Source organism: Methylobacterium aerolatum, assembly GCF_022179085.1.
Lineage (GTDB): Bacteria > Pseudomonadota > Alphaproteobacteria > Rhizobiales > Beijerinckiaceae > Methylobacterium > Methylobacterium aerolatum.
Genome location: NZ_BPQE01000004.1, coordinates 14,921 through 30,509, shown reverse-complemented (window position 1 = coordinate 30,509; position 15,589 = coordinate 14,921). Strand labels below are relative to the sequence as shown.

The 15,589-nt window shown below is 68.7% G+C and carries 13 protein-coding genes and 1 tRNA gene; 12 read left to right on the top strand and 2 right to left on the bottom strand.

Annotation, left to right across the window (positions count from 1 at the left end):
* Positions 1-260: 260 nt before the first annotated feature.
* From MFF06_RS02600 to lpdA, 8 genes are all read left to right on the top strand, one after another.
* A complete protein-coding gene (locus tag MFF06_RS02600; RefSeq protein WP_306421644.1) occupies positions 261-836 on the top strand; it encodes a TetR family transcriptional regulator in 576 nt (191 codons plus the stop codon).
* A 475-nt stretch (positions 837-1,311) separates the two neighbouring features.
* On the top strand, positions 1,312-2,274 hold the full coding sequence (gene mdh, locus MFF06_RS02595) for a malate dehydrogenase (RefSeq protein ID WP_238201450.1): 963 nt from the start codon (positions 1,312-1,314) through the stop codon (positions 2,272-2,274).
* Positions 2,275-2,393: 119 nt separating this feature from the next.
* Entirely contained in the window at positions 2,394-3,587 is a 1,194-nt protein-coding gene (gene sucC / locus MFF06_RS02590) for an ADP-forming succinate--CoA ligase subunit beta (RefSeq protein WP_238201449.1), read from the top strand.
* A gap of 386 nt (positions 3,588-3,973) precedes the next feature.
* Positions 3,974-4,858, top strand: coding sequence for a succinate--CoA ligase subunit alpha (gene sucD, locus MFF06_RS02585; RefSeq protein WP_238201448.1), 885 nt, complete (start codon positions 3,974-3,976; stop codon positions 4,856-4,858).
* A gap of 148 nt (positions 4,859-5,006) precedes the next feature.
* Entirely contained in the window at positions 5,007-8,009 is a 3,003-nt protein-coding gene (locus MFF06_RS02580) for a 2-oxoglutarate dehydrogenase E1 component (protein WP_238201447.1), read from the top strand.
* A gap of 89 nt (positions 8,010-8,098) precedes the next feature.
* Positions 8,099-9,400 carry a 2-oxoglutarate dehydrogenase complex dihydrolipoyllysine-residue succinyltransferase gene (gene odhB, locus MFF06_RS02575; RefSeq protein WP_238201446.1) on the top strand — a complete coding sequence of 434 codons (1,302 nt, stop codon included), beginning with the start codon at positions 8,099-8,101 and terminating at the stop codon, positions 9,398-9,400.
* Positions 9,401-9,556: 156 nt separating this feature from the next.
* On the top strand, positions 9,557-10,312 hold the full coding sequence (locus tag MFF06_RS02570; protein ID WP_238201445.1) for an SDR family oxidoreductase: 756 nt from the start codon (positions 9,557-9,559) through the stop codon (positions 10,310-10,312).
* A gap of 64 nt (positions 10,313-10,376) precedes the next feature.
* Positions 10,377-11,777, top strand: coding sequence for a dihydrolipoyl dehydrogenase (lpdA, locus tag MFF06_RS02565; protein WP_238201444.1), 1,401 nt, complete (start codon positions 10,377-10,379; stop codon positions 11,775-11,777).
* Positions 11,778-11,900: 123 nt separating this feature from the next.
* Here lpdA and MFF06_RS02560 read toward each other — a convergent pair whose 3' ends face one another.
* On the bottom strand, positions 11,901-12,839 hold the full coding sequence (locus MFF06_RS02560; protein ID WP_238201688.1) for a tyrosine recombinase XerC: 939 nt from the start codon (positions 12,837-12,839) through the stop codon (positions 11,901-11,903).
* A gap of 175 nt (positions 12,840-13,014) precedes the next feature.
* Between MFF06_RS02560 and MFF06_RS02555 the strand changes: the two genes are divergently transcribed.
* Entirely contained in the window at positions 13,015-13,335 is a 321-nt protein-coding gene (locus MFF06_RS02555; RefSeq protein ID WP_238201443.1) for a YnfA family protein, read from the top strand.
* Between the two features lie 100 nt (positions 13,336-13,435).
* Positions 13,436-14,071 (top strand): crossover junction endodeoxyribonuclease RuvC, encoded by a 636-nt coding sequence (ruvC, locus tag MFF06_RS02550; protein ID WP_238201442.1) that lies wholly within the window; start codon positions 13,436-13,438, stop codon positions 14,069-14,071.
* A gap of 72 nt (positions 14,072-14,143) precedes the next feature.
* Here ruvC and MFF06_RS02545 read toward each other — a convergent pair.
* Positions 14,144-14,227, bottom strand: a tRNA-Tyr gene (locus tag MFF06_RS02545).
* A 536-nt stretch (positions 14,228-14,763) separates the two neighbouring features.
* On the opposite strand from MFF06_RS02545, the gene MFF06_RS22630 reads away from it, so the two are divergent.
* Together MFF06_RS22630 and MFF06_RS02540 are read left to right on the top strand one after the other, a co-directional pair.
* Positions 14,764-14,898: a hypothetical protein gene (locus MFF06_RS22630; RefSeq protein ID WP_283207237.1), complete on the top strand. Its 135-nt coding sequence runs from the start codon at positions 14,764-14,766 to the stop codon at positions 14,896-14,898.
* Between the two features lie 81 nt (positions 14,899-14,979).
* Positions 14,980-15,387 (top strand): DUF3597 domain-containing protein, encoded by a 408-nt coding sequence (locus MFF06_RS02540; protein WP_238201441.1) that lies wholly within the window; start codon positions 14,980-14,982, stop codon positions 15,385-15,387.
* Positions 15,388-15,589 lie beyond the last annotated feature (202 nt).

The window sequence follows — 15,589 nt, the reverse complement described above, 5'->3', positions numbered from 1 at the left end:
TCCCGCGCCGGCTCCCGGGGGAAGCCAAGACGTCAACCTGAAGCGACGGGACGCTTCAAATGGAACGATGGGGGTCCGCCTCGCCCTACCACCTGTCCTCTTCCCGCCTGCCGCTGCCTTTCCTCAGGCCGGGGGTCGACTCGTCCAAGGACGACGAGGGCGATCTCAAGGCCACCGTGACCGGACTCGACGGCGCGTCCGCGCGCGACGGCGCCGAGGCGGGTGCCACGGGCAAATCCCGCGCACCGGTCTCCGCCGACATCCGCCTCCTCGGCATCGCCACGGAGCACCTCGCCCGGCTCGGGCCGAAGCGCGTGACCGTCGTGGCCGTGGCCGCGGAAGCCGGCATGACCCACGCCAACGTCTACCGCTATTTCCCCTCGAAGGACGCCCTGCTGGACGCGGTGGCGGGTCGCTGGCTGCGGGACGTGGAGACCCGTCTTGCGGGCATCGCCGACGCCCCCGATCCGGCCGACGACAAGATCGAGCGCCTGCTTGTGGCGCTCGCCGCCCTGCAGCGCGACGCGCTGACCAACGAGCCCAACCTCTTCTCCGTCCACCTCGACGCCACCGTCGCCGCCCGCCCCATCGCCCGGCGCCACCGGGTGCGGCTGCGCAGCCTCGTGGAGCGCGTGGTGGAGGAGGGAATCACCTCCGGCATCTTCTCGGCCCGGGACCGGGAGCGGGCGATCGCTTACATCTTCGATGCGAGCTATCGCTTCACGCATCCGCTCGCGATCCAGCACGATGCCGACGTGCCCCACGACCTGATCGAGGCCCGGTTCGGCGCGGTCATCCACGCCATCCAGCGGGTGCTGCGCTCCGGCGTGCTCTGAACGGAAGGGGCTCGGCGCCCCTTCGCCGGGGATGCGCGAGCCACCCCACACCGTCGTCGCACGCGGCGAAGCGAATCCGGTTGAGCGCCTCGCCCCGAGGCGCCTGTCCCGGATCGCTTCGCCGCGTCCGTATGACGGGACGGGATTCGCCGCCTCGGCAAGACGCTTCACGAGTCCCGGCGCCCACTCGCGGAGAAAAATGACAGCTTCACGGATCTGTCATTCCGGGCCACGGCCCACATTGCACCGCACCTAAAACCTTAGCTGCACAGCACTTTCGCCGCGGGCACCCAGTGCAATCCCCGCGCCACGGCGGGGAAACGGCACCTTTGGCCAATTCCCTTCGGGTTGAAGCGGCGGTGCTTTTCCGCCACACAGCCGCGCAGATTTTCGGATGGTGGAACGGCGGCCCGGATCGTCCCGGCGGTCGCGCTCCCGCCGGGTCCGGCCCAGTCACCTGAGGAGCAGACGCGACATGGCACGCAGCAAGATCGCCCTTATCGGCGCCGGTCAGATCGGCGGAACCCTGGCCCTCCTGGCGGGTCTCAAGGAACTGGGCGACATCGTGCTGTTCGACATCGTCGACGGCGTGCCGCAGGGCAAGGCGCTGGACATCGCCGAGGCCGCCCCGGTGGAGGGCTTCGACGCCAAGCTCGCCGGCGCCAGCGACTACTCCGCCATTGCCGGGGCCGACGTGGTGATCGTCACCGCCGGCGTGCCGCGCAAGCCCGGCATGAGCCGCGACGACCTCATCGGCATCAACCTCAAGGTCATGCAGTCGGTGGGCGAGGGCATCAAGGCGCACGCGCCGGACGCCTTCGTGATCTGCATCACCAACCCCCTCGACGCCATGGTGTGGGCGCTGCAGAAGTTCTCCGGCCTGCCGAAGAACAAGATCGTCGGCATGGCCGGCGTGCTCGACTCGGCCCGCTTCCGCCACTTCCTGGCCGAGGAGTTCAAGGTCTCGGTGGAGGACGTCACCGCCTTCGTGCTCGGCGGCCACGGCGACGACATGGTGCCGCTGGTGCGCTACTCCACCATCGCGGGCGTGCCGCTCCCCGACATGATCAAGCTCGGCTGGTCGACCCAGGAGAAGCTCGACGCCATGGTCGAGCGCACCCGCAAGGGCGGCGGCGAGATCGTCAACCTGCTCAAGACCGGCTCGGCCTTCTACGCGCCGGCCTCCTCCGCTATCGCCATGGCCGAGAGCTACCTGCGCGACAAGCGCCGCGTGCTGCCCTGCGCCGCCCACCTCGACGGCCAGTACGGCATCGACGGCCTGTTCATCGGCGTGCCGGTGGTGATCGGCGCGAACGGTGTCGAGAAGGTCCTCGAGGTCGAGTTCAACGGCGACGAGAAGGCGATGTTCGAGAAGTCCGTCAACTCGGTGAAGGGCCTCATCGAGGCGTGCAAGGGCGTCGACGCCTCACTGGCGTGAGCCGCCGGGCGAACAGCGAATAGGGTGTCGCGAAGAGGGGGCGCACCGCCTCCCTCGCTCTGCCCGAAAACTGTTTGTCATTCGCCATTCCTAATTCGCCCCTCCGAAAGAGGTCCCCGATGAACATTCACGAATACCAGGCCAAGGCGGTCCTGCGGGAGTTCGGCCTGCCCGTCTCCCGCGGCGTCGCGATCTTCAACGCCTCCGAGGCCGAGGCCGCGGCCAAGGAACTCGGCGGCCCGGTCTGGGTCGTGAAGAGCCAGATCCATGCGGGCGGTCGCGGCAAGGGCACCTTCGTCGGCGCCCCCGAAGGCGCCAAGGGCGGCGTGCGGGTCACCAAGTCGATCGACGAGGTGAAGCAGTACGCGGGCGAGATGCTCGGCCAGACCCTCGTCACCATCCAGACCGGCCCGGCCGGCAAGCAGGTGAACCGCCTCTACATCGAGGAAGGCGCGCAGATTGCGGCCGAGTTCTACCTGTCGATGCTGGTGGACCGCGAGACCGGCGGCGTCGCCTTCGTGGTCTCCACCGAGGGCGGCATGGACATCGAGGCGGTCGCCCATGACACGCCCGAGAAGATCCACACCATCGCCGTCGATCCGGCCACCGGCGTGATGCCCCACCACGGCCGCGCGGTGGCCAAGGCGCTCGGCCTCTCCGGCGCCCAGGCCAAGGAGGCCGCCGATCTCACCGAGAAGCTCTACAAGGCCTTCGTCTCGAAGGACATGAGCATGCTGGAGATCAACCCGCTGGTGCTGACGGGCGACGGCCACCTCAAGTGCCTCGACGCCAAGATTTCCTTCGATTCGAACGCCCTCTACCGCCACCCGGACATCGTCGCCCTGCGCGACGAGACCGAGGAGGACGCCAAGGAGATCGAGGCGTCGAAGTACGACCTCGCCTACATCGCGCTCGACGGCACGATCGGCTGCATGGTCAACGGCGCGGGTCTGGCGATGGCCACCCTCGACATCATCAAGCTCTACGGCGAGAGCCCGGCGAACTTCCTCGACGTGGGCGGCGGCGCCTCCGAGGAGAAGGTGACGGCGGCGTTCAAGATCATCACCGCCGATCCGCAGGTGAAGGGTATCCTCGTCAACATCTTCGGCGGGATCATGAAGTGCGACGTGATCGCCAACGGCGTGATCGCGGCGGTGAAGGCAGTGGGCCTGCAGGTTCCGCTGGTGGTGCGCCTCGAAGGCACCAACGTCGAGCAGGGCAAGGAGATCATCCGCGCCTCCGGCCTCAACGTGATCCCGGCCGACGACCTGGATGACGCCGCGCAGAAGATTGTCGCCGCTGTGAAGGGTTGAGGATCATTGCGGTGTTTTCGATGTTCGCACTACCTATACTGATCTGTACAGTCATTCTGACCATCCCGTCGCTTCTGGCCATATGGGGTACAGATCGGTTTTTCGGTCCCAGTGCGGGCATGATCACGGGACGCGTGGCAAAGGCACTTATTGCTCTGCTTCCCGTCTCGATTGGCATCGAATGCACAATCGCGATGAACGTGGAACCGGTCATTGTGGGCGATACAATATACGATAATGATGCAAACATTAGACCTCTGTTCTTCGGAAATATGGCGGTAATCCCATCCGCTATTGTTAGCACAATTATAGTTCAAATAGTCGGCACAAAAATCATACGTCGCTTGAATGGCGTGAACGGCGCCAACTCTGGAGCGCAGGCCTAAATGTCCATCATGATCGACGCCAACACCAAGGTCATCTGCCAGGGCTTCACCGGCAAGAACGGGACCTTCCACTCCGAGCAGGCCATCGCCTACGGGACCAAGATGGTCGGCGGCACCTCGCCCGGGAAGGGCGGTTCCACGCATCTCGGCCTGCCGGTGTTCGACACCGTGCTGGAGGCGCGCGAGGCGACGGGCGCCGACGCCTCCGTCGTCTACGTGCCGCCGCCCGGCGCGGCGGACGCGATCTGCGAGGCCATCGCAGCCGAGATCCCGCTGATCGTCTGCATCACGGAGGGCATCCCGGTCCTCGACATGGTGCGCGTCAAGCGCGCCCTGGAGGGCTCCAAGTCCCGCCTCGTCGGCCCGAACTGCCCCGGCATCGTGACCGCGGGCGAGTCGAAGATCGGCATCATGCCGGCCAACATCTTCCGGCGCGGTTCGGTCGGCATCGTCTCGCGCTCCGGCACGTTGACCTACGAGGCGGTGTTCCAGACCTCCTCGGCGGGCCTCGGCCAGACGACGGCGGTGGGCATCGGCGGCGACCCGGTGAAGGGCACCGAGTTCATCGACGTGCTGGAGCTGTTCCTGGCCGACGACAAGACCGAGTCGATCGTCATGATCGGCGAAATCGGCGGCTCCGCCGAGGAAGAGGCGGCGCAGTTCCTCAAGGACGAGGCCAAGCGCGGCCGCAAGAAGCCGATGGTCGGCTTCATCGCCGGCCGCACGGCGCCCCCCGGCCGCCGCATGGGCCATGCCGGCGCCATCATCTCGGGCGGCAAGGGCGGCGCCGAGGACAAGATCGCGGCGATGGAGGCGGCGGGCATCCGCGTCTCCCCGTCGCCGGCCCGCCTCGGCTCGACCCTGGTCGAGGTGCTGAAGGGCTGACCGGCCCCGGCGGCGACTGGGCCGCCCGGAACGACGAACCGGGCGAGGGGCGCGAGCGCGCCCCTCGCCGCTTTCTGACACCGGTCCCGACCGGTGCCGCAGGGCGGGTGGCCCCGGGCCCCGCCGCGAGCGACAGGATGGACGCACCATGGCACGCCAGGACGTGAACGAAGCGCTCCTCGAAACCTCGTTCCTCTACGGCGCGAACGCCGCCTACATCGAGGAATTACAGGCCGCCTACGCGCGCAATCCCCACTCCGTCGACGCCGAGTGGCAGAGCTTCTTCAAGGCGCTGGGCGAAGACGAGACCCTCGTCGAGAAGAACGCCGCCGGCGCCTCCTGGGAGAAGCCGCACTGGCCGGTGCCGCTGAACGGCGAACTGGTCTCGGCCATGGACGGCAACTGGTCCGCCCTGGAGAAGGCCATCGGCGACAAGATCGTCGCCAAGGAGAAGAAGGGCGAGGCCCTGCCGGGCAAGCCGGTCGATGCCGTCCCCGGCGGCGTGCTGGCCACCACGGGCGTCTCCGTGGAGCAGGCGACGAAGGATTCCGTGCGGGCGATCATGCTGATCCGCTCCTACCGGATGCGCGGCCACCTCCACGCCAAGCTCGACCCGCTGGGTCTCGCCCCGCGCGGCGACCACGAGGAGCTGCACCCGCAGCATTACGGCTTCACCGAAGCCGATTACGACCGTCCGATCTTCCTCGACAACGTGCTCGGCCTGCAATTCGGGACCATCCGCGAGATCGTGGACATCCTGGAGCGGACCTACTGCCAGACGCTCGGCGTCGAGTTCATGCACATCTCCGATCCGGCCGAGAAGGCGTGGATCCAGGAGCGCATCGAGGGCAAGGACAAGGAGATTTCCTTCACCCCCGAGGGCCGCCGGGCGATCCTCAACAAGCTGATCGAGGCGGAAGGGTTCGAGAAGTTCCTCGATCTCAAGTACACGGGCACCAAGCGCTTCGGCCTCGACGGCAGCGAGGCGATGATCCCGGCCCTCGAGCAGATCATCAAGCGCGGCGGCGCGCTCGGCGTGCGCGAGATCGTGTTCGGCATGGCCCACCGTGGCCGCCTGAACACCCTCACCACGGTGATGGCCAAGCCCTTCCGGGCGGTGTTCCACGAGTTCAAGGGCGGTTCGGCCTCCCCGGCGGAGGTCGAGGGCTCGGGCGACGTGAAGTACCACCTCGGCGCCTCCTCCGACCGCGCCTTCGACGGCAACAACGTCCACCTCTCGCTCACGGCCAACCCGTCCCACCTCGAGATTGTCGATCCGGTGGTGCTGGGGAAGGTCCGCGCCAAGCAGGACCAGTGGGCCAAGCCGAACGTCGAGCGCCGCACGGTCCTTCCGCTGCTGATCCACGGCGACGCCGCCTTCGCCGGCCAGGGCGTGGTGGCCGAGTGTTTCGGCCTCTCGGGCCTGAAGGGCCACCGCACCGGTGGCTCCGTGCACTTCATCATCAACAACCAGATCGGCTTCACCACCGATCCGCGCTTCTCGCGCTCCTCGCCCTACCCGTCCGACGTGGCGAAGATGGTCGAGGCGCCGATCTTCCACTGCAACGGCGACGATCCCGAGGCCGTGACCTTCGCCGCCAAGATCGCGGTGGAGTACCGGCAGAAGTTCGGCAAGCCCGTCGTCATCGACATGCTGTGCTACCGCCGCTTCGGCCATAACGAGGGCGACGAGCCGGCCTTCACCCAGCCGAAGATGTACCAGCGGATCCGCAAGCATCCGACCGTGCTGGAGACCTACGGCCGCAAGCTCGTGGACAACGGCACGCTCTCCCAGGAGACGCTCGACGCCCGCAAGGCCGAGTTCCGCGGGATGCTCGACAGCGAGTTCGAGATCGCGACCAACTACAAGGCCAACAAGGCCGACTGGCTCGACGGCCGCTGGTCCGGCGTGAAGGCGGTCCACGAGGACGTGGACGACCCGCGCCGGGGCCGCACCGCCGTGCCCGCCGACCAGTTGCAGGAGATCGCCCGCAAGATCACCCAGGCGCCCCCCGGCTTCCACCTGCACCGCACGATCCAGCGCTTCATGGACAACCGCGCCAAGGCGGTGGAGACCGGCGCCGGCATCGATTGGGCGACCGCCGAGGCGCTGGCCTTCGGTGCGACCCTGCTCGACGGCAACCGGGTCCGCCTCTCGGGCCAGGACGTGGAGCGCGGCACCTTCTCCCAGCGCCACGCGGTGGTGATCGATCAGGAGAACGAGCAGCGCTTCACGCCGCTCAACGCCATCCGCGACGGGCAGGCCTCGATCGAGATCATCAACTCGATGCTCTCGGAGGAGGCGGTGCTGGGCTTCGAGTACGGCTACTCCCTGGCCGAGCCCAACGCCCTGGTGCTGTGGGAGGCGCAGTTCGGCGACTTCGCCAACGGCGCGCAGGTGGTGTTCGACCAGTTCATCGCGAGCGGCGAGCGCAAGTGGCTGCGCATGTCCGGCCTCGTGCTGCTGCTGCCGCACGGCTACGAGGGCCAGGGGCCGGAGCACTCCTCCGCCCGCCTGGAGCGCTATCTCCAGGCCTGCGCCGAGGACAACATCCAGGTCGCCAACTGCACGACGCCGGCGAACTACTTCCACATCCTGCGCCGCCAGCTGAAGCGTGACTTCCGCAAGCCGCTGATCCTGATGACGCCGAAGTCCCTGCTGCGCCACAAGCGGGCGGTCTCGACGCTCGGCGAACTCGCCGAGGGCTCGACCTTCCACCGCGTGCTCTGGGACGAGGCCGAGAGCGAGGGCAGCGAGTACAAGCTGGTCCGCGACGACAAGATCCGCCGGGTCGTCCTGTGCTCGGGCAAGGTCTACTACGACCTCTTGGAGGAGCGCGAGAAGCGCGGCATCACCGACATCTACCTGATGCGCGTGGAGCAGCTCTACCCGTTCCCGCTCAAGGCGCTCGCCACCGAGATGGCCCGCTTCCGCAACGCCGACGTGGTGTGGTGCCAGGAGGAGCCCAAGAACATGGGCGCGTGGTCCTTCGTGGAGCCTTACCTCGAATGGGTGCTGGGCCAGGCCAACGCCTCGGTGTCCCGCGCCCGCTACGTGGGCCGCCCGGCCTCGGCCTCGACGGCCGTGGGCCTGATGTCGAAGCACCAGGCGCAGCTCCAGGCGTTCCTCAACGAGGCCTTGGCGGTCTGACCTCTTCCGTATCTCCGGCGACCGCCCCTCGCGGTCGCCGCATCGTTCCTGGGTCCCCCGTGGACCCGCCGACCTGACAGAGCGAGACCATGGCAACCGACATCCTCGTCCCGACGCTCGGGGAATCCGTGAGCGAGGCCACGATCGGCCGCTGGTTCAAGAAGCCCGGCGACACGGTGGCCGCCGACGAGCCCTTGGTGGAACTCGAGACCGACAAGGTCACGCTGGAGGTCAACGCCCCGGCGGCGGGCGAACTCGGCGAGATCCTCGTCAAGGACGGCGAGACCGTGGAGCCCGGCGCCATCCTCGGCTCGATCGTCGAGGGTTCGGGCGCGGGCGCCAAGAAGCCCGCCGCAAAGGAGGCGCCGAAGCAGGCCGCCGAGACCAAGGCCGAGAGCCGCAGCGAGGCTCCGAAGGCGGCCGCCGGCAAGGCGCCCGAGGGCAACGCCGGCTACGGCAACCACGGGGAGGGCGCTCCGGCCCAGACCCGTCCGGTGGGCGATAACGGCCCGGCGGTGGCCAAGCTCGCCCGCGAATCCGGCGTCGATCCGTCGGGCGTGAACGGCTCCGGCAAGGACGGCCGCGTCACCAAGGGCGACATGCTCGGCGCCATCGCCAAGGGCCCCTCGTCGGCCCCGGCGAAGGAAGCCCGTCCGACCCTGCCGCGCGCGCCCTCGGCGCCCGACGACGCCTCCCGCGAGGAGCGCGTCCGCATGACGAAGCTCCGCCAGACCATCGCGCGCCGCCTCAAGGACGCGCAGGACACGGCGGCGATGCTGACGACGTTCAACGACGTCGATATGTCCGCCGTGATGGCGATGCGCAGCCAGTACAAGGACATCTTCGAGAAGAAGCACGGCACGAAGCTCGGCTTCATGGGCTTCTTCACCAAGGCGGTGATCGGCGCCCTCAAGGACGTGCCGGCGGTGAACGCCGAGATCGACGGGCAGGACCTCGTCTACAAGAACTACTACCACATCGGCATCGCCGTCGGGACCGACAAGGGCCTCGTCGTGCCGGTGGTCCGCGACGCCGACGACCTGTCCATCGCCGGGATCGAGAAGAAGATCGCCGGGTTCGGCAAGAAAGCCCGCGACGGCAAGCTCTCCATCGAGGAGATGCAGGGCGGCACCTTCACCATCACCAACGGCGGCATCTACGGCTCGCTGATGTCGACGCCGATCCTCAACGCGCCCCAGTCCGGCATCCTCGGGATGCACCGGATCGAGGAGCGCCCGGTGGTCCGCAACGGCAAGATCGAGGCGCGGCCGATGATGTACCTCGCCCTGTCCTACGATCACCGGATCGTGGACGGGAAGGAGGCGGTGACCTTCCTCGTGCGGGTGAAGGAGGCGCTGGAGGATCCGGCGCGGCTCGTTCTGGATCTGTAAGGCGTTTGAAGACCTCCCCGTCATTGCGAGCATCGCGAAGCAATCCAGGGGCGCGGGGCCGTGCCGAATGGGGCGCTGCAGGACGGCTTCGCGTCCGCCCGCAATGACGGAGGCAGGGCGAAACGCGGAGCGACCCGGCAACCAAGGAGCGGAGACGTGAGCGGAACAACCACCCCCGTCGCCGTCGTCACCGGCGGCGGCCGCGGCATCGGCCGGGCGGTCTGCCTGCTGCTGGCGGAGCGCGGCTACGCCGTCTGCCTGAGCTACGTTGCCGATGCGGCGGCGGCGCAGGCGGTGGTGGAGGCCATCATCGCCAAGGGCGGAAAAGCCGTGGCCGTGAAGGGCGACGTCGGCGTCGAGGCCGACGTGCTCGCCCTGTTCGAGGCCGCCGACCGGCTCGGGCCCGTCACGGCGCTGATCAACAACGCCGGCGTGGTCGATGTCGCCGCCCGCGTCTCCGACATGAGCGCCGAACGGCTCACGCGGATGATGACGACGAACGTCGTCGGCAGCTTCCTCTGCGCCCGCGAGGCGGTGCGGCGGATGTCCACCAAGCACGGCGGGCAGGGCGGCGGCATCGTCAACCTGTCCTCCGTCGCGGCCCGCCTCGGCGGCCCCGGCCAGTACGTGGACTACGCCGCCTCCAAGGGCGCCATCGACACCTTCACCACCGGCCTCGCCCGCGAGGTCGCAGCCGAGGGCATCCGTGTCAACGCCGTGTCACCGGGGATCATCGATACGGAGATCCACGCCAGCGGCGGGCAGCCGGACCGGGTCGCGCGCCTCGGGCCGGATCAGCCCATGGGCCGGGCCGGCACGGCCGAGGAGGTGGCCGCGCCGATCGTGTGGCTGCTCTCCGACGAGGCCGCCTACATGACGGGGGCCAACCTCCTCGTCTCCGGCGGTCGCTGACCGCCGCCACCCGTTCGCGCACACAGCACCGGCCGCGCGGCCGGACCGAAGGAAACGAACCGACATGTCCTACGATCTCGTCGTCATCGGCACCGGCCCCGGCGGCTATGTCTGCGCGATCCGCGCGGCGCAGCTCGGCCTGCGCACCGCCGTGGTCGAGAAGCGGGCGACCCATGGCGGCACCTGCCTCAACGTCGGCTGCATCCCCTCGAAGGCCCTGCTGCACGCCTCCGAGGCCTTCGAGGAGGCGAACAAGCACTTCGCCGACCTCGGCATCGACGTCGGCACGCCGAAGCTCGACCTGAAGAAGATGATGAGCTTCAAGTCCGAGGGCGTGGCGGGCAACACCAAGGGCGTCGAGTTCCTGCTGAAGAAGAACAAGGTCGAGACCTTCCACGGCACCGGCCGGATCGCCGGGGCGGGCCGGGTCGAGGTGCTGTCGGAGGACGGCGGCAACCACATGCTGGAGACGAAGGCCATCGTCATCGCCACCGGCTCGGACGTGGCGAACCTGCCGGGCATCACGGTGGACGAGAAGGTCGTCGTCTCCTCCACCGGGGCGCTGGAGCTCGACCGGGTGCCGAAGAAGCTCCTCGTCATCGGCGCGGGCGTGATCGGCCTGGAGTTGGGCTCCGTCTGGCGCCGCCTCGGCGCCGAGGTGACGGTGGTCGAGTATCTCGACCGGATCCTGCCGGGCATGGACGGCGAGGTCGGCAAGCAGTTCCAGCGCATCCTCGGCAAGCAGGGGATGGAGTTCAAGCTCTCCACGAAGGTCACCGGCGTCGAGGTCGGCAAGAAGGGCGCGAGCGTCACCGTGGAGCCGGCCGCCGGCGGCGAGGCGCAGGCGTTGCAGGCCGACGTCGTGCTCGTCTGCATCGGCCGCGTGCCCTACACGGAGGGGCTGGGCCTTGAGAACGCCGGCGTCCAGAAGGACGACAAGGGCCGCATCCTGGTCGATTCGCACTTCGCCACGAACGTCACCGGCATCTACGCCATCGGCGACGTGATCGCCGGGCCGATGCTCGCCCACAAGGCCGAGGACGAGGGCGTCGCGGTGGCCGAGATCCTGGCCGGGCAATCGGGCCACGTGAACTACGAGGTCATCCCGAACGTCGTCTACACCTTCCCCGAGGTGGCCTCGGTGGGCCGCACGGAGGAGGAGCTGACGAAGGCCGGCATCGCCTACAACGCGGGCAAGTTCCCCTTCACGGCGAACGGCCGCGCCAAGGCGAACGGCACCACGGACGGCTTCGTGAAGGTGCTGGCCGACGCGCAGACCGACCGGGTGCTCGGCGTCCACATCGTCGGCGCGGACGCCGGCAACCTGATCGCCGAGGTGGCGGTGGCGATGGAGTTCGGCGCCTCCTCCGAGGACATCGCCCGCACCTGCCACGCCCACCCGACCCTCACCGAGGCGGTGAAGGAAGCCGCGCTCGCGGTGAGCAAGCGCGCCATCCACGTGTGAGCGGAAACGCGACCTGCTCTCCTCCCCCTCGTGGGGAGGAGGTGCTGCCGGACGAGGCGCGGCGGTGTCTCCTGAACCACCCCCGCCCCTAACCCCTCCCCGCAAGGGGGGAGGGGAATCGGCCTATGCCCTGATCCCCGCCCGTGGATGCGCCGCCTGGTAGGCGCTCATCAGCCGGGCCGCATCGATCTGCGTGTAGATCTGCGTCGTGGACAGCGAGGCGTGGCCGAGCAGTTCCTGGATCGCGCGCAGCTCCCCCTGGCGGGCGAGGAGATGCGTCGCGAAGGAGTGGCGGAGCGCGTGGGGCGTCGCCGTGTCGGGCAGGCCGAGCGAGCCGCGCAGCCGCGCCACGGCGTACTGGATGATCCGCGGCGAGAGCGGCCCGCCCCGGGCGCCGACGAAGAGCGGCCCCTCCGGCGGCAGGGGGAGGGGGCAGGCGGCGAGATAGGCGGCCACGGCCTCCGCGACGACGGGCAGGATCGGCACCATGCGCTCCTTGCCTCCCTTGCCGAGCACCGTGACCTGATCGATCCCCGGCACCGGCGCGTCGATCCGCTTCAGGCCGAGCGCCTCGGAGATGCGCAGGCCCGCCCCGTAGAGGAGGGCGAGCACGGCGGCGTCGCGGGCGAGGATCCACGGATCGCGCTCCTCGCCCGCCCGGGTGTCGGCGTCGGTTAGGGCGACGGCGGCCGTCACCGGCAGCGGGCGAGGCAGGCGGCGGGGCACCTTCGGCGAGCGCACGGCGGAGAGGGCCGAGACCGTGCCGTGCCCCTCCCGCTCCAGATGGCGCCCGAAGGAGCGCAGGCCCGCGAGCATCCGCATGAGCGAGCGGCCGGAGACCTCCTCCGCCCGGCGGCTCGCCATGAAGGCCCGGAGGTCCCGCACGGAGAGGCCGGTGAGCATGGGCAGCGTGGGCGTCCCCCGGCGCCCGGCGAGGTGGACGAGGAACTGGCGCAAATCCCGGGAATACGCCTCCACCGTGTTGGCGGCCATGCGCCGTTCCTGCGCCAGGGCGCGCAGCCAATCCGCGATCACCGCCCGGAGGGCGTGGTCGGCGGGCATCGCGAGGGCGGTGGCCTCGCCGCCGGAATCGGCTGAGGACGTCATGGCACTCTCCTGACGGCGCGTCGGGCCGCGGCGACCGAACGGGTGAGGCCATCAGACCCGGATCGGCTTAAAGCTCCGCTTATGGCGGGGAGCGATTGATTCCGGACACGGGGACGGAGGGAACCGACCGATGGCGATCCTGATCTATCCGGCGGCGGCGCTGGCGGAAATCGCCGGGTGCTTCGCGGTGTGGGGCTGGCTGCGCCTCGGCTGGTCGCCCTGGTGGGCCCTGCCCAGCCTCGCCTCCCTCGCGGTCTTCGCCACCCTTCTCACGCTGATCGACAGCCCGGCCGCCGGGCGCGCCTACGCGGCCTATGGCGGCGTCTATATCGGCGCCTCGCTCGTGTGGCTGTGGCTGGTGGAGGGCCAGCGCCCGGACGGGCGGGACTGGCTCGGCGGGGCGATCTGCCTCGTCGGCGCCGCCATCATCCTCGCGGGGCGGGGACGATAGGGAGCGCGGCGGGTTTGGTGGGGGCGACGGACCGCGCTAGACCGGGGCGGCGCGGGGCCTTCCGTCGGACGCCCCCCTCCCACCCCGTCGAAGGGATTTCGTGAGCGAGCCCGTCCGCATCCTCGGCATCGATCCCGGCCTCCGCCGCACCGGCTGGGGGCTCATCACCGCGCGGGGCACCGCCCTGACCTACCACGATTGCGGCATCGTCACCTCGAACGGCGACCTGCCCCTGGCCCTGAGGCTGCGGGAGCTGTTCGACGGCCTCGGCCGCATCTGCGAGGCGCTGAAGCCGGACGAGGTCGCCGTGGAGGAGACCTTCGTCAACAAGGACGCCCAGGCGACGCTGAAGCTCGGCCATGCCCGCGCCGTGGCCCTGCTCGTGCCGGCGCTCGCGGAGGTGCCGGTGTTCGAATACGCGGCCAACCTCATCAAGAAGACCGTGGCGGGGTCGGGTCATGCGGAGAAGGCGCAGATCCAGGCCATGGTGCGCTTCCTGCTGCCGAAGGCGGAGTTCCGCGTGGCCGACGCCGCCGACGCGCTGGCCATCGCGGTGACCCATGCGAGCCACCGGGGCGCCCACGCCCTGAAGGCGACCCTTCAGCCGGGCAGGGAACGCCGCAGCCTCGTGGGCGTCGCCCTGGCCGGGCAGGGGCTCGAAGGGCAGGGCTACTCGGCCGCCGCCGCCGCGCGGATCGAGGCGGCCCTCGCCAAGGCGCCGCCGAAGGGGCGCTGAGGCCGCAGGCCCGCGTCCTGTGGACCCGAAGGGGATCCACGGTGGCCCTGTCGTCGAGGTGTGGGAAGCACTTGGTGGGGGAAGTAGGACTCGAACCTACGAAGCTTACGCAGCGGATTTACAGTCCGCCCCCTTTGCCGCTCGGGACATTCCCCCAAGGCTGAAAACGCCGCGCCGGGCGTTCCGCGCCGCCCTTATGGTGGGGGGGTTCGCTCCTGTCAACGCCGCCGGACGGCTCCGCCGCCGGGGAAGGCGAGGGGGACACAAAAAACTGCTCGAACCGGGGCCGCCGTGCCCCCGGCCGCCATGCCACGCCGGATCGAAGCATCGCCGCCATCGATGCAAAAAACGGGCACAGATCCGAGAGAAAACGACAAAGGAAAAATAGAAACTCCGGCGGAAATCTGCATTCATTGTGCTCAACCGCTTCGACTTATATTGCATCAAATCAAATGAGAGCCGATATTTGATTTCAAACATATCTCTCCGGTCTGTTCGAGCCTTATCGGTCGAGGCATGTCGACGCCCTCCGTCTTGTATGACACAAAACGCGCTTTTCCGAGATTAAGTGGTAAAACGCGGGTACTTCGACGAACGGCCACTTCGCCATCCGCTTGGACAGGTCTATCAATACAGCGTCTCTTTCAAGAACAGGGTCCTTCGTTCTGCCCCTCCTCGTCTGCCTTGGATGCTTGCTCAGTGGAGTGGCCCTGGCCGTGCTGTCGCTGCGCGACCCGGCCCGCGCCGCCCTGTTCGAGCGCTGGAGCGGCGTCTGCCTGATGATCGGCCTGTGCATGCTTGGGGTCGCGCTGCGCGGCGCCCGCTGACGCAGGGGAACAGGCGCGCACTGCGGCATGTTGTCGAGGCGCGCCCGCTCATTCGGGCGCAACGCGGCACGGAGCAGACCCATGAGCCTTCTCGGCAACATCGTCAGCAAGATCCTTCACCCCTTCGGCGGAGGCGGTGCGGAAGCGGCTCCCTCCTCGCCCTCCACCACGTCGGGAGGCGGATCGAGCGCGCCGGCCCCCACCGGCAGCGCGGGCGGTTCCGGCGGCGAACCTGTCGATGTGGCGGCGGTTCTCACCGGCATGGCGGAGAAGAACCCGCAGAAGCTCGACTGGCGGCACTCCATCGTCGATCTGATGAAGCTTCTCGACCTCGACTCCAGCCTCACCGCGCGCAAGCAGCTCGCCGACGAGTTGCACTACACCGGCGACAAGGAGGATTCGGCCTCCATGAACATCTGGCTGCACAAGCAGGTGATGCAGAAGCTCGCCGAGAACGGCGGCAAGGTGCCGGACGACCTGAAGAACTAGTGCATCGATCCAGTCGGAGGCGTCAGCCGAGACTGGAAAAATCGATGCAAAAACAATGAGCGAGTGCAGTCACGCATGAACGAAGTGAGTGCGTCACTGCACGAGCAGGGCGCCGGAAGACCCTCGCCGTCGTTGCGAGCAACGCGGAGCAATCCAGCAGCGCCACGCGCTCAAGCGTCCCGCTACCCTGGATTGCTTCGCC

Excerpts from the sequence above, each read along its gene's own strand:
- mdh (WP_238201450.1), top strand. The coding sequence starts at position 1,312 with ATGGCACGCAGCAAGATCGCCCTTATCGGCGCCGGTCAGATCGGCGGA.
- sucC (WP_238201449.1), top strand. The coding sequence starts at position 2,394 with ATGAACATTCACGAATACCAGGCCAAGGCGGTCCTGCGGGAGTTCGGC.
- sucD (WP_238201448.1), top strand. The coding sequence starts at position 3,974 with ATGTCCATCATGATCGACGCCAACACCAAGGTCATCTGCCAGGGCTTC.
- MFF06_RS02580 (WP_238201447.1), top strand. The coding sequence starts at position 5,007 with ATGGCACGCCAGGACGTGAACGAAGCGCTCCTCGAAACCTCGTTCCTC.
- odhB (WP_238201446.1), top strand. The coding sequence starts at position 8,099 with ATGGCAACCGACATCCTCGTCCCGACGCTCGGGGAATCCGTGAGCGAG.
- lpdA (WP_238201444.1), top strand. The coding sequence starts at position 10,377 with ATGTCCTACGATCTCGTCGTCATCGGCACCGGCCCCGGCGGCTATGTC.
- MFF06_RS02560 (WP_238201688.1), bottom strand. The coding sequence starts at position 12,839 with ATGCCCGCCGACCACGCCCTCCGGGCGGTGATCGCGGATTGGCTGCGC.
- MFF06_RS02555 (WP_238201443.1), top strand. The coding sequence starts at position 13,015 with ATGGCGATCCTGATCTATCCGGCGGCGGCGCTGGCGGAAATCGCCGGG.
- MFF06_RS02540 (WP_238201441.1), top strand. The coding sequence starts at position 14,980 with ATGAGCCTTCTCGGCAACATCGTCAGCAAGATCCTTCACCCCTTCGGC.